Annotated in this window: 14 protein-coding genes and 1 pseudogene; 14 read left to right on the plus strand and 1 reads right to left on the minus strand. The window is 41.8% G+C overall.

Annotated features, from left to right (window positions below):
• The first annotated feature begins 35 nt into the window (after window positions 1-35).
• The 7 genes from CHI14_RS15215 to CHI14_RS15245 all read left to right on the plus strand — a co-directional run bounded on the left by CHI14_RS15215 (window position 36) and on the right by CHI14_RS15245 (window position 8,926).
• Window positions 36-1,301, plus strand: a complete 1,266-nt coding sequence (locus CHI14_RS15215) for a cytosine permease (RefSeq protein WP_095289345.1) — start codon at window positions 36-38, stop codon at window positions 1,299-1,301.
• Window positions 1,302-2,405, plus strand: coding sequence for a DUF917 domain-containing protein (locus CHI14_RS15220; protein ID WP_095289346.1), 1,104 nt, complete (start codon window positions 1,302-1,304; stop codon window positions 2,403-2,405).
• Window positions 2,398-3,948, plus strand: coding sequence for a hydantoinase/oxoprolinase family protein (locus CHI14_RS15225; RefSeq protein ID WP_095289347.1), 1,551 nt, complete (start codon window positions 2,398-2,400; stop codon window positions 3,946-3,948). Before CHI14_RS15220 ends, CHI14_RS15225 begins: the two co-directional genes overlap by 8 nt.
• A 159-nt stretch (window positions 3,949-4,107) precedes the next feature.
• The gene (locus tag CHI14_RS15230; RefSeq protein ID WP_095289348.1) at window positions 4,108-5,232 is read left to right on the plus strand and encodes a GntR family transcriptional regulator; all 1,125 of its coding nucleotides are present in this window, start codon (window positions 4,108-4,110) and stop codon (window positions 5,230-5,232) included.
• Window positions 5,233-5,765: 533 nt separating this feature from the next.
• On the plus strand, window positions 5,766-7,067 hold the full coding sequence (locus CHI14_RS15235) for an ABC transporter substrate-binding protein (RefSeq protein ID WP_095289349.1): 1,302 nt from the start codon (window positions 5,766-5,768) through the stop codon (window positions 7,065-7,067).
• A 72-nt stretch (window positions 7,068-7,139) separates the two neighbouring features.
• Complete coding sequence (locus CHI14_RS15240; protein ID WP_095289350.1) at window positions 7,140-8,075, plus strand: carbohydrate ABC transporter permease; 936 nt, start codon at window positions 7,140-7,142, stop codon at window positions 8,073-8,075.
• 14 nt (window positions 8,076-8,089) lie between these two features.
• Entirely contained in the window at window positions 8,090-8,926 is an 837-nt protein-coding gene (locus CHI14_RS15245; RefSeq protein ID WP_095289351.1) for a carbohydrate ABC transporter permease, read from the plus strand.
• A gap of 322 nt (window positions 8,927-9,248) precedes the next feature.
• On the opposite strand, the pseudogene CHI14_RS15250 reads toward CHI14_RS15245, so the two are convergent.
• A pseudogene (locus tag CHI14_RS15250) lies at window positions 9,249-9,476 on the minus strand (ABC transporter ATP-binding protein); the annotation flags it as partial.
• Between CHI14_RS15250 and CHI14_RS30840 the strand changes: the two are divergent.
• From CHI14_RS30840 to CHI14_RS15285, 7 genes are all read left to right on the plus strand, one after another.
• Window positions 9,382-9,624 (plus strand): tyrosine-type recombinase/integrase, encoded by a 243-nt coding sequence (locus CHI14_RS30840; RefSeq protein WP_170948147.1) that lies wholly within the window; start codon window positions 9,382-9,384, stop codon window positions 9,622-9,624. The pseudogene CHI14_RS15250 and the gene CHI14_RS30840 overlap by 95 nt on opposite strands.
• 277 nt (window positions 9,625-9,901) lie before the next feature.
• A complete protein-coding gene (locus tag CHI14_RS15260) occupies window positions 9,902-10,141 on the plus strand; it encodes a hypothetical protein (RefSeq protein ID WP_095289352.1) in 240 nt (79 codons plus the stop codon).
• 219 nt (window positions 10,142-10,360) lie between these two features.
• Window positions 10,361-10,996: an MltR family transcriptional regulator gene (locus CHI14_RS15265; protein ID WP_095289353.1), complete on the plus strand. Its 636-nt coding sequence runs from the start codon at window positions 10,361-10,363 to the stop codon at window positions 10,994-10,996.
• Window positions 10,997-11,183: 187 nt separating this feature from the next.
• Window positions 11,184-11,678, plus strand: coding sequence for a hypothetical protein (locus CHI14_RS15270; protein WP_095289354.1), 495 nt, complete (start codon window positions 11,184-11,186; stop codon window positions 11,676-11,678).
• A 210-nt stretch (window positions 11,679-11,888) separates the two neighbouring features.
• Window positions 11,889-12,188: a DUF1643 domain-containing protein gene (locus CHI14_RS15275; protein ID WP_095289355.1), complete on the plus strand. Its 300-nt coding sequence runs from the start codon at window positions 11,889-11,891 to the stop codon at window positions 12,186-12,188.
• Between the two features lie 167 nt (window positions 12,189-12,355).
• A complete protein-coding gene (locus CHI14_RS15280; protein WP_141236683.1) occupies window positions 12,356-12,700 on the plus strand; it encodes a hypothetical protein in 345 nt (114 codons plus the stop codon).
• A 326-nt stretch (window positions 12,701-13,026) separates the two neighbouring features.
• On the plus strand, window positions 13,027-13,494 hold the full coding sequence (locus tag CHI14_RS15285) for a hypothetical protein (RefSeq protein ID WP_095289357.1): 468 nt from the start codon (window positions 13,027-13,029) through the stop codon (window positions 13,492-13,494).
• Window positions 13,495-13,659: the final 165 nt, after the last annotated feature.

Raw genomic sequence — 13,659 nt, forward strand, 5'->3', positions numbered from 1 at the left:
AACAATATTCGAACGAACAGGATTGGGGGGATCATATGAAGGCCATTAAAGAGCATCAATCCTGGTTCAGTCTCGGGATCATCTGGGCTGGGGCAGTCATTAGCATCCCGAGTTTGTTGGTAGGGAATGCGCTGATTGCTGGCATGGGTGTATCGAAGGTATTGCTTGTCACGTTAGTAGGTTACTCCATTATTGTGCTGCTCATGATTTTGCAGGGGATTCAAAGCACGGATTTGGGAAGGCCGACGGTTCAGGTCGCAGGTCAGGTGTTTGGCAAAACAGGGTCTCGAACGATTTTGTCCATTATCCTCGCTATTGCGTGTCTTGGTTGGTTCGGGATCCAGGCGAATGTATGCGGGGAAGCTTTGGCCAATCTGCTCGCCGAGATCGGTATAACTATTCCTGTACCGCTGGCATCACTCATCTGCGGTCTCGTGATGGTCGTTTCGGCCATGTACGGCGTTAAAGTACTGCGGGTGATCAGTTATATTGCTGTCCCTTTATTGATCGGAATCAGCGTGTACGGTCTGATCGAAGCATTGACTGGGGACTCGCTGCAGATCATCCAAAATTATAAGCCGGAGGCCGTTATGAATTTTACCGACGGACTGGCCGTAACCCTAGGTTCATTTGCGCTGGGGGCAGTCATCGCGGGAGATTATTCGCAATTTTCGAGAAAACGGTCTGATGTCCTGAAAGCCGCTCTATTCGGGATTGTTCCGGCAGGCTTGCTGATGATTGGTGCAGGAGCCGTCCTGACAATTGCTTATCAAGCCAGCGATATCACAGCCACCTTTTTGAGCATCATGACGCCGTTTGTTGGCGGTGTGATTTTGATCTTGGCCACATGGAAAACGAATCTTGTGAATGTGATTTCAGGTGGTTTTGCCTTAATTAATGTGTTCAACGTTTCGAAGGAGAAAGAGAAGTGGGCTGTCGGCATTGCGGGAACCCTTGGGACCGTACTCGCTGTCGTTGGCATACTTAACTATTTTACTCCGATCATGTCCATTCTGTCGGCTATGATTCCGCCGGTGGCAGGTGTGATGATTGCTTCGTATTGGGTGCTTGGCAAAGGGGATAAGAGACGCTGGCAAGAGGTCGAGGGCGTGAATGTGTTGGGTGTTGTCTCATGGCTTGTTGGCGCGATCATAGCCTGCACGCCTGTCGTGTTATCGTTGTTCCCAAGCCTGCCGCAGGTACCAAATCAACCGTTGACCGGAATTGTCATTTCTTTTGTCATATATTATATCGGCTATCGTTTATTTGCTCAGAAGACAGTTATATTGGAGGAATCATAAATGAGATATTTAGATGAAACAGCTGTTGAACATATTGCCGTCGGAGCAGCATTTCTGGGAACGGGTGGAGGGGGAGACCCTTATATCGGAAAATTGATGGCTCTCTCAGCCATTAAGAAGTTTGGACCAGTCAAACTATATTCCGTGGACGAGATTGGGGATGAGGACTTTTTCATTCCAGCTGCGATGATGGGGGCGCCTTCCGTATTAGTGGAGAAATTCCCTCGCGGGGACGAGTTTGTGAAGGTTTTTCAGAAATTAGCGAATTATTTAGGAAAAGACAAGATTGCGGGTACGTTTCCGATGGAAGCTGGCGGCGTTAATTCCATGATTCCGATTGTTGTTGCGGCACAGCTGGGATTGCCTCTGATCGACTGTGACGGTATGGGCCGGGCGTTCCCGGAGCTCCAGATGGTGACGTTTAACCTGGACGGCATTCCAGCGACACCGATGGCCATAACGGATGAAAAAGGGAATATTGGCATCTTTGAGACCATTGACAACAAATGGACAGAACGGCTCGCCAGGGTAGCTACAGTTGAAATGGGAGCCAGTTCTTTAGTCAGCCTGTATCCGGCAACGGGTACACAAATCAAGCAGAGTGGCGTTCATCATATCGTAACCCTGTCCGAACAGATCGGAGCAATCATTACATCGAAGAACCGAGATGCCAAGGACAAGCTAGAGGAACTGTTGAAACGGGTATCCGGCTATGAGCTATTCCAAGGAAAAATTGTGGATGTCATCCGTGAAACCAAGGGCGGATTTAATCTCGGCTGCATGCATCTTGAAGGCATCGAGGCGTATAAAGCCGGGGAGATGAAGGTTCATTTTCAAAATGAAAACCTGATTGCTGAAAAGAACGGTCAGGTGATAGCGATGACGCCTGATTTGATCTGTCTGGTTGATTACGAAACTTTGTTGCCTGTGACCACAGAGAGCCTGAAATACGGTAAACGCGTACGGGTTATTGGATTGCCCGCTCATGAAAAGTGGAGAACGGATAAAGGAATCCAGACGGCAGGTCCAAGATACTTCGGCTATGATTACGATTATGTACCCCTTGAGGAAATGGTGAAAAAGGCGGTGGCTGAGAATGTATAGAATCGGGATCGATGTAGGCGGCACCAACACAGATGCCATCATTTTGAACGAGAATCATCAGTTGATCCATGCGGTGAAATCCCCAACAACCTTGGATATTCGCACAGGGATTGAAACCTCGCTCCGGCAGCTGCTGCAGGGGGTAAATATTGATAAAAATCAAATCACACATGCCATGTTAGGCACAACACAATGCACCAATGCCATTGTTGAACGGAAAAAGCTGGCCCAAGTCGGTGTCATTCGTCTGGGGTACCCGGCAACGGCTTCCGTTGCTCCGTACACGTCCTGGCCTGAGGATATGGTTCAGAAACTTTCGGGTAAATATGCTCTCGTACAGGGAGGATACGAATACGATGGCCAATTGCTTGGAGAAGTCGATGAAGGTGAAATCACAGCTCTTCTGGAGGAGTGGCGGGGTAGTATTGAATCCATAGCGGTCATCGGCGTATTTTCATCCCTTAAAAATGACCAAGAGTTCCACGTTCGCGATCTCATCCATCAAATGTACGGACCTGAATTTCCTGTTTCCTGTTCTTCATTGATTGGTTCGGTTGGTTTAATCGAACGGGAAAATGCGACCATCCTCAATGCGGCATTGTGCAAGGTCATTGAAACGACAACCGAGGGGTTTGTGCAGGCACTAGAAGAAGAAGGCATATTGGATGCAGAAGTGTTTTTATGCCAAAATGACGGTACCTTAATGTCAGTAGATTACGCTAAACAGTTTCCGATCCTGACCATTGCCTGTGGACCTACGAACAGCATACGCGGTGCCTCCTATTTGGCAAAAATCAAAGATACGATGGTTCTCGACGTGGGCGGCACGACATCGGACATCGGCGTTTTGCAGGATGGCTTCCCGAGGGAATCGTCGGTTGCAGTCGAGGTGGGCGATATCCGCACGAATTTCCGCATGCCGGATATTATTTCAGTGGGACTGGGCGGCGGTAGCATCGTGCGCTCGGAGAATGGCAAAATTACAGTTGGCCCGGACAGCGTAGGATACAGGATCGGACAAGAGGCGCTTGTCTTTGGCGGGAATACGCTCACGACAACGGACATTGCCGTTCGGCTGGGTCTTGCAGATGTCGGGGATCAGAGCCTGGTAGCGCATCTGGATGAAGACTTTGCCAAACAGGTGCAGGGCGAAATTGCAGCCATCATTGAACAGACCATTGATAAAATGAAGACATCTTCAGGTGATGTTGAGCTTGTGTTGGTAGGCGGAGGCAGTGTCGTGATTCCGGACACCATTCGAGGGGTATCCCATATGATTAAGCCTGAGAACGGGGGCGTGGCTAATGCCATTGGTGCATGTATTGCCCAAATCAGCGGACAATACGAGCAGATTTACATCTATTCTACAGAGCCTCGTGATGCAGCATTAAGAGATGCTCGGGAGAAAGCCGTGAAACAGGCGGAACTTGCTGGCGCCGATCCGGCGACGGTTGAGCTCGTGGAAGTGGAAGAAACCCCGCTCGCTTATCATCCAGGAAATGCGACGAGACTTCGAGTGAAAGTGGTAGGAAACATGAAGTAGAAGAGGAGCTTCACATGAGTTGATACAACTTGTGTGGGGCTCTTTTTTGTTATCGATGAGGTGCAAGTTGATGAGCGGAAAAGAATTCTCATTAACTTTGCGAATTACTTCTTGTGTAATATACTTAGTATATTAATATTATGATGTCAGGGTGGTTTTGTGGAATTGCATTTATACGAGCAGATATATATCTATATTGTACAAGAGATTAAAGAAGGTCGATTAAAAGAAGGAGACCGAGTCTCTTCTGAAAAAGAGTTGGCTGAAAAATTTGGCGTTAGTCGTATTACATCTAAGAAGGCTCTGGAGAAATTGGCGGATTCTGGGGTTATTAAACGAATACAAGGAAAAGGTTCATATGTGGCCGATGGTATCATTGGAGGACAAGAACCGAAGCACTATTCAGAGGTAAGAACGACCTTTGTTCCTGAGGATGATAAGCAGTTGATCGGGTTTATTATACCGAATTTTTCTGACGAGTTTGGTTTACAACTTCTTAGATCGATCGAAAAGCGGAGTGCTGAGCATAATTATCAACTCATTATCAAGCGAACTTGCGGGGATCGGGACGAGGAAAAACGTGCGATCGACTTATTTATTGGTTTAGGCATCAAAGGATTAATCGTGACCCCCATTCATGGTCATCACTATAATTCTGAACTGCTTCGACTTGTATTAGATCGGTTTCCAATTGTTTTGGCCGATAGATATCTAAAAGGAATTCCGGTTTGTTCGGTATATACAGACAATAAGAAAGCAGCCATGGATCTTACGCGTCATCTGATTAGCAGAGGTCATAAAAAAATTGCCTTTTTATCTCCGCCGGAAGAGAACACTTCAACATTGGAGGAAAGGCTGCTCGGATATACGTTTGCCTTCACCCAGGAAGGAATGAATTTGAACAAAAATTATGTATTGACGAACTTGAAGGGCACCCTTCCCAAGAACATAAATGGAACAGCGATTGAAAATGATAAAGAAATAGTAAAGCATTTTTTGGAACAACACCCTGATGTAAAGGCGTTTGTCGCATCGGAATTCCTAATAGCTACCATGCTGGCTCAAGTCATCCACTCGATGGGGAAATCTCTGGAGGAATTCGAAATCGTTTGTTTCGACTCCCTGAACGATCACCTGGGTCAACCCATCTTCACTCATATTAAGCAGGATGAGAAGCAGATGGGTGAATTGGCAGTGGATATGTTAATCTCTCAATTGCATGGAGCAGCAGTTCCCGAGCTGAACATTATTAAACATCGTATGGTCGTGAAAAATAACACATAGGGTTAATACAAACTCAGTGCAACTCAACAAAATCAAGGATATTTTCAATGTGTCGAATAGCCCCTAGGGGCTATTCGGCACTTTTTTTTTGATATCAGAAATATGAACTTCGAAGCTTGGACCTTCCGGACCTGATATCGCAAGAAAAACCTCTTTTAGACGCGGTCTGTCTTCGAAGTATGTCGATAGGCGTTTTTCTTATGGTAAAGCATGTTTCACATCAGGGAATGGGTTAGGAAACCGGAGATCAACCAACCTTGAAACGTTGATTTCTATATCTAAATTATAGCCATACATCATGAATAGTGATGTCGTAATATTGCAATTGACATGTTTTGTAATGTCATATTAATATACTTAGTATAACTAGTGGGTTCCTGTAACAAATTCACGGTGTTCATCATTTTCTGATTTCAATAGTTCATATCACCAAAGTTGTTAGCGCTTACATAAGTTGTGGATGATCAGGAAGTGAAGTGGATCCTATAGGAATTCAAGTTAAACGAGTTCATTTAACTTAAGGGGGACTTTGAATGAGGAGATCCAAAAAATTCGCATTTCCAATTCTTGTTTGCTTTCTGGTTATGTTACTACTTGTAACGGCTTGTTCAACGAAGGGAGGCTCTAGCGATCAGGCCGGAGAGGGGATTACAACGGTTACGATGTGGCATGGTCTTACCTCAATTGATTTAGATAATATGAATAAAGTCGTGAAGGCATTTGAGGAGAAAAACCCTACGATCAAAATGAATTTGGTTTATACAGAATCCAACGAGGGATCCGATCAGAAGCTGCTGACTGCAGTCGCAGGCGGCAATCCTCCTGACGTTGCACTTTTCGATCGGTTTAAGGTCGGTACTTGGGCTGCGCAAGGCTCTCTGACTGACTTATCCTCGATGGCAGCAGAATCCGGAATACGTAAGGAAATGTATTATCCATTTGCATGGGAGGAGTCCAGTTATCAAGGGAAGCTTTATGCTATGCCGATGGATACGGACTCTCGCCTGCTATTTTACAATAAGGATCATTTCAAAGAAGTAGGGTTGGATCCCAACAAACCACCACAAACGATCGCCGAGCTTGAAGCGGCCGCCGATAAGTTAACCATCAAGGATGGTAAACGTTTCAAACGGATCGGGTTCATCCCATGGTATTCGCAAGGCTGGCTGTATACCTGGGGATGGGCATTTGGAGGAGAATTCCAGGATGCTGCCACCGGCAAAATTACCGCAAATGATCCTAAAGTCGTTGAAGCATTACAATGGATGACCGACTTCGGCAAAAAATACAATGTCGAGGATATCGCCGGATTCACAAGTGCAGCGGGCACGGAGGAAATGGATCCCTTCATTTCCGGTCAAGTCAGCATGAAGATAAGTGGAAACTTTACGGTGAAGGGTATCGAAAAATTTAAGCCTGATCTAAATTACGGCGTTGCACCGATACCGACTCCAACGGGAACGGATTTTACGACATGGTCAGGAGGCGGCTCCGCTATTATTCCTAAAGGTGCCAAGAACGTCGCTGCTGCTTGGGAATTCCTCGAATTCTTAGGGAAAGAAGAGGGGCAAACGTTATTAAACGCTGACTCTCAAATTTCCGTTATCGATTCGGTTAACGACAAATACGGTTACAAAGACGATCCGATTATGAAGGAATTTATTAATATCTTGCCCAATTCACATAACCGCCCGGTTATTCCTGAAGGACAACTGCTGTGGAATGAGTTAGCTTCCGCTACGGAAAAGGCTACCCGCGGTAACGGTACTCCGAAAGAGAACCTGGATAGAGTTACAGAAACTGTTAATAAGGCTTTAGAAAAATACGACAAATAGAGTGCTCGGTAGGCAGGGAGCGAACTCTCTCTCCTTGCCTATTCATGAATGACAATTGGAAGGAGAATGTACATGGCGAAACTGGCCGATCCAGTTCAAGTAAAAGCAATTCCATCGGCAAGGAAACGAGCACTCCGCAGAACTCACGTGATTGGGTGGCTGTTTGCTTCACCTTGGGCTATAGGGCTTCTATGCTTTTATGCAATTCCCATGCTAATGTCCATCTACTTCAGCTTCACTACTTACAGCATTCTACAGCCTGGTGAATTTGTCGGAATGAATAATTATAGAGATCTTTTCCATGATCCTTTGTTTTGGAAATCCATATACAACACGATTTATTTTACGGTATTTTTTGTTCCCTTAAGTATATTTATTGGTGTGGCACTCGCTATGATGTTGAATATGAAGGTCAAGGGTATGGCTGTATTCAGAACGATCTTTTTCTTACCTACTCTCGTGCCACAAGTAGCTCTGGCTGTTCTGTGGATGTGGCTGTTACATCCAAACTTCGGATTGGTGAACGGGATGTTAGCGAATATCGGTATCGATGGGCCCGCTTGGCTTGGTGGTGAGTCGTGGTCCAAGCCCTCTCTCATTCTGATGTCGCTTTGGGGTATTGGGCAAGCTGTCGTTATCTACCTTGCTGGATTAGGAGACATCCCTGAGGAGTACTATGAAGCTGCGCAAATCGATGGAGCTAACTGGTTTCAGAAAACGAGAAAGGTAACCCTGCCTTTGCTCACTCCCGTTATTTTCTACAACCTTGTCATGGGAATGATTGGTGCATTCCAACAGTTTACTCTTCCCTATACGTTGACCAAAGGGCAAGGAACTCCTGCAAATTCCATGACATTTTACGTCATGTATTTATATGAGAATGGATTCAGGTATTTCAAAATGGGTTATGCCTCCGCAATGGCCTGGATCTTATTTATTATCGTTATGGCATTAACCGGAATTATTTTTATTACGTCTAAACGCTGGGTTCATTATCAAGGGAAATAAGGAGGAAGTAAGGGATGAATCCTACCGCTATTAAAAGAATCAATCGTGCGTTAGCCTATGTATGTCTAATTGTCGCTTCTGCATTTTTCATGATTCCGTTCATTTGGCTGCTTTCGACTTCTCTTAAACCACTCACACAAATCTTTACATTCCCACCAGAGTGGATTCCGCGTCCAATTCTGTGGAGTAATTATTCCCGTGCTGTTGAGTATATCCCTTTCTGGACATATCTGAAAAACACGGCGATTATAACAATCGTTAGTACGCTTGGTGTGATCATATCCTGTCCCTTGGTTGCATATAGTTTTGCCAAGTTAGAGTACCGTGGGAGAGGAATACTTTTCTTTGTTACCCTTGCTGTTATGATGATCCCCGGACAGGTGACAATGATTCCTCTATTCCTGTTGTTTACTAAATTAGGTTGGGTAGGAACACCTCTTCCACTGATTGTACCCCAATTTTTTGGAGTGCCCATTTACATTTTTCTGTTGCGGCAGTTTTTCATGGGACTGCCTGATGCCCTGCGCGAAGCGGCCCGCTTAGACGGCGCTAGTGAGTTCCGTATATATTTACAGATCATGTTTCCACTAGCCAAATCCGCCGTATTAGCCGTGGCATTGTTTCAATTTATGGGGAGCTGGACTGATTTCATGGGCCCCTTGCTTTATTTAACCAATGAACCATCTTACACGGTTTCGCTCGGATTGCAGCAATTTCAGAGTCAAAAGGGATCGGAATGGGGTCTATTAATGGCTGTATCCACCTTGATGACATTACCTATTATTGTTTTGTTCTTTTTTCTTCAAAAGACGTTTATTAGCGGCATTACATTTAGCGGTATAAAAGGTTGAACATCATTTGTATGAATGAAGCTCCAAGCGATGCGGGACCCCAGGGATTAAGGACGGACCATTCCGCGACATGAATCGGCTGTTATGGACTCACAAGCATCAATGGCATTATCGATCAGATCGCTCAGGCTCTGTTGGTTTGAGAGGCAGCTTTTAGATGAGGAGAAACATCCAGCTCGTGGGGCTGTCCCATAAGTCGTAAATGATTAGGCGGCATAGCCCCATTATTAAAATTGTAAAATCAAAAAAAACCGTTCCTTGGTAAAGGGGTGTGCGAGCAACCATATACCAATAGAGACGGTTTCTTTGTACATTCAACATGCTATGAAAGCTGATCTTTATTTATTTCTCCATCAATAATTTCGATGATTAGGTTGTATCTGTTGGCGACTTCCAGATCATGCGTTACGATAATGACAGTTTTCCCTCCTTGATGGAGCTGCTGCAAGAGATTCATGATCTCTTCTCCGGTTTTTCGATCCAGATTTCCAGTAGACTCATCGGCCAGAATTAATTCAGGTTCTCCGACCAAAGCTTTGGCGAAGGTAAGTATTCATGCCCTGAGGCACTCCCTCGCCACTCATTTGCTGGAAAATGGGACAGAACTACGGTACATTCAGGATTTACTTGGTCATACGAGAGCGCGAACAACTCAGCGGTTAGTAAGAAAAGTATTTAGCGTATTCAAAGCCCGTTGAATCAGATGGAATGGGGATTGAATGATTTTATAAATATTCCTTTTTCGCTAATTTTTTCTACGCAAAATGCTACAACATGGGTTATCATATACGTAGTTCAGATACGTGGCCGAATGTTTGGTATTTACGAAGTACATAAATTAGATGTTATCCGAAACCGCCAAAGCCTTAACAAGAATGATTAAGAGCAGAGTGCATAAAAAGATATGGAGATGAAAATATTTTAATAGATCAAAGCTTTTAAGATGTAAATTACGGTGATAAGGGAGAATCTATCGTGATCATTGAAATTGATGGTTACTACATACAGTGTGTATTGGCTAGTGACCGGGATGTTAGTCACCAAGAACTATCGGAAAGCTATGTAAAAGCAAAAGAAAGGTGTTCTACCACAAAAGACATACCAATGAAATTAAAAGAATATTTAAACCTTAAAGAAGTACAACAGACTGAAAGTCTTGAAATAGATTATGTGATAGACACGGATACAGATCGGATTTATAAACCCGATAAATAAAAGAAAGAGTAGTTAATTAAGAAAAGTATGATTTGTATAATACTCAAAGGAGTCAGCAGCATCGGATAACATAATATTCAAGCAGCGGCTCCTAACGGAGCCTGGGTCTGCCAGATGAATTTCCAGGAGGCAGTTCAGCAGACAACCCCTGTGGGGTTCATGAACACAAGAACGTTAGGCGAAATTAACAAACAAAAAAATGATGGGAGTAGATAGAAAATGAAAGAAAACGAATTTTCTAATTTTTTGAAAGAAAAACTTGAGGAATCTTTCTCGGAAAAAGGGGTCGATCCCAAAGATTTGTTTACTGATATTTCAAGTCTCAGAATAGCATTAAATGGTGAATCTGATAGAGGGTGCGCTCTATTAGCCATCGCTTTTTTAGACAATATATTAAAAGAACTACTACGTAAATTTTTGGTCGATGACTCAAGTGTATTTAATAATTTGTTTGCTGGTTCGGGAGGTTTATCCTCATTCTCTTCCAGGATTGAACTGGCTTACTTGTTAGGTCTTATTAGCCCGATGCAAAGAAGGGACTTAAATCTACTAAGAAAGATAAGAAATGATTTTGCACATTCAATGGATATAATTGACTTTGAAAATCAAAATATCTCGAATCGAATTAATGAATTATATCATTTATATAGTGGGCAAGAATCCAGTACAAGAACTAAATATATTCGAGTTATCTTTTCAATTGCCGGCTTAATCCAGGGAGGCATATTGAGATCAGAAAGTAGGCAAAAGAAAGAGAATCTTGATTTAAAAAGTCCTCAAGTGCAAAAAATGATAGAAGATGCTGAAAAGGCTAAAGTTGAGTTTCTTGAAATGCATAATAGAGAGCAAGAATAATGGGATTTTTGGAATATTTCTTTGAATGTTATTAACATCGCCTAACATAATATTCACGCTTCGGGCCGTTCGGCCCTGGGTCTGCCAGTAGATAATTCGGGGAAGCGGAAGCATGCAGACAACCCTACGGGTTCGTGAATACAGGAACGTTAGACGCAATTGCCTAAAGATCATGGGAGTGAGTAGAATGTTAATCTTTGACAATCGTTCAATTTATAATTTCGATTTAACAACTGAAGAAGAAGCAACAATTCTAAGTCAGTTTATAGATGCTGAGTATGAATTGTTATTTCCTTATTTTGAATGTAATTTCGCAGCATTTCCTGATCATAGGGCATATATTGAAGAGCGGACAATAATAAAAAGCAAAGAGAAAGTGTTTGAAATGAACTATTCATTTGTAGAGAATGAATTAGTTTATTGGTATAAACCTTATGATCTAGAAGATTTAATAAACATTATTGCTAGAGACAGAATTACTTATCGAAGTATAGTAGTGCCGAAGAATGGGAAGTTGAGTGAGTGTAGATTTAAACTCTTTACCTATGAACATGCTACATACAATGAAGAAGAAACAAGAGTGCTTTGGATAGAAGAGGCAATAGAAAATGACTATATCGACAATATTTACCCCAAAATATTAAATCAAGTAAATAGAAATATTAATGAAGGTTTTGATTGATAAATCGAAGAAGAGGCGACAGCATCTAACAAAGTATTCACGCTGAAGGGCTATCGCCCTTTGGTTGTCAGATGTATAATCATGGAAGGAGTTCAGACAACAAACGACCCAGCCTAAGATAAGAGCTATCTAAGACTGGGTCGTTTCGTGAATACAATAACGTTATGGGAAATACCACTAAAGAAGTTTTATAGAAAGGAACGAAATTATATGACAATAATTCAAGAAGCTAAAGTACAATCAAAAGTGATTTTTTCAAAAGACAAAAGGCACAGATACTTGCTTGAGAGGGTTTGGGACAATGAGAAGAAGAAAGCGACTGTGATTATGATTAATCCGAGCTTTGCAGATGAATTAAAAACGGATGTGAGTGTTTGTAAATTGATGAATTTTCTAATAGATAATGATTTTGGGGCACTTAGGATAGTAAACTTATATGCATTTATTTCAACAGACCCTTCTGCTTTGTCGAACAATTTAGAGGCCGTAGGTGAATTAAATGATCAATAAGTATACAAAATGATTTAAAGGAAACGATAGAGCCTACTCTACCTCAAGTATTAAGTTATCAATCTATTTCCGGAAGTATTGTGAGTGGAAATCAGATAAATAAGATTAACACCGACATAATATTAATATGCGAAGGCAATAGGGATAGAGAGATGGGGAAATATGTAATGCCTAAAGTTATTAATTCAGTAAGGTCCCAGGTAGATTCTGATGCAGATATCTTAGTTATTGTTGATTCAGATGGTGAGATAGATAAAACTATGAAATTCTTTGTAGAAAAGGCACATTTAAATCCTAACAACATTATTATTACAGATCCTTATATTGAGACTTGGATATTTAATGAATTACCAGATAGAATATCAGACTATATGCAGCGAAATGCTCAGCGATCCAATCAAACTGTTGAACAATATATCAAAAGTATTGTTGATTCCATTAAAATTGATGACTTAATCAAAAAAGATAATAGTTTTGAGAAATTCTATAATTCCATCGTGATCAAAAAATAACTCAATGTAGTTCAATGAAGAAAGAATGCTTCACATAACATAATATTGACGCTGCATACATTCGTCCTTGGTCCGGCATACGCTGGACACCCAGCATGTGCTGGGTCGTGAATACAGGAAGTTAGGCGAAAGTGCTGAAAGATAAATTGAAGGGTGGATTATCCAATAGAGCCTAAAATACAAAAGAATATTGAATTTAACAGGATTAGAAATAATAACTTATTTTCAGGGTGTATACACGAAGATAAATACTGCGATAAAGATATAAGCAAAGCACATTCAATTCAAAACAATGGATACTAAATAAACTAGCACGATTTGGGGAAGTGCTGGCAGTTGATTTCTCTAAAACCTATTTAGACAATGGGAAGTTCAAGCTACATGAGGTCGGTAAAGGTAAAGCGTCGACTTTTACAGGATTTTGTAATAAACATGATTCTAAAATATTCAGGCCGATAGAAAGTTATGTATATAAAATTAGTGATACTGAACAAAATTTTTTATTTGCTTATCGAGCTTTTGCACTTGGATATTATGAGCGATACAGTGCATATAAGTTGATGAACGCTAAATTAGAGGAAGATCAAAGCTTGTTCAATACAGAATTAGGTGAGAGAGTTAGATTATACAATAGACATTTAAAGTATATTAATAGTCTTAAAATGATCATGAATACTAATTTAGATAACGAAAGATTTGACAGAATAACAACAGATTTACTTGTTTGGCCTAATGAATACGGCATTCGACTTCTATGTTTTTTATTACGAATGATAATGAAGGAAAGACAGTAAATAAAATGGGATCTTATATTTCACCTTTCTTTTTCACTATATTTCCTCAACAAGGAGTAACATATGTATTAATGGGATATCTAACTAAAGATAAGGCGATGTACCATTTTATTAGAAATCTAATTGTAAATTCACCAATAGAACAGCAGAAAATAGCTATATCAA

The organism is Paenibacillus sp. 7516, assembly GCF_002272715.1.
Classification (GTDB): domain Bacteria; phylum Bacillota; class Bacilli; order Paenibacillales; family Paenibacillaceae; genus Paenibacillus; species Paenibacillus illinoisensis_A.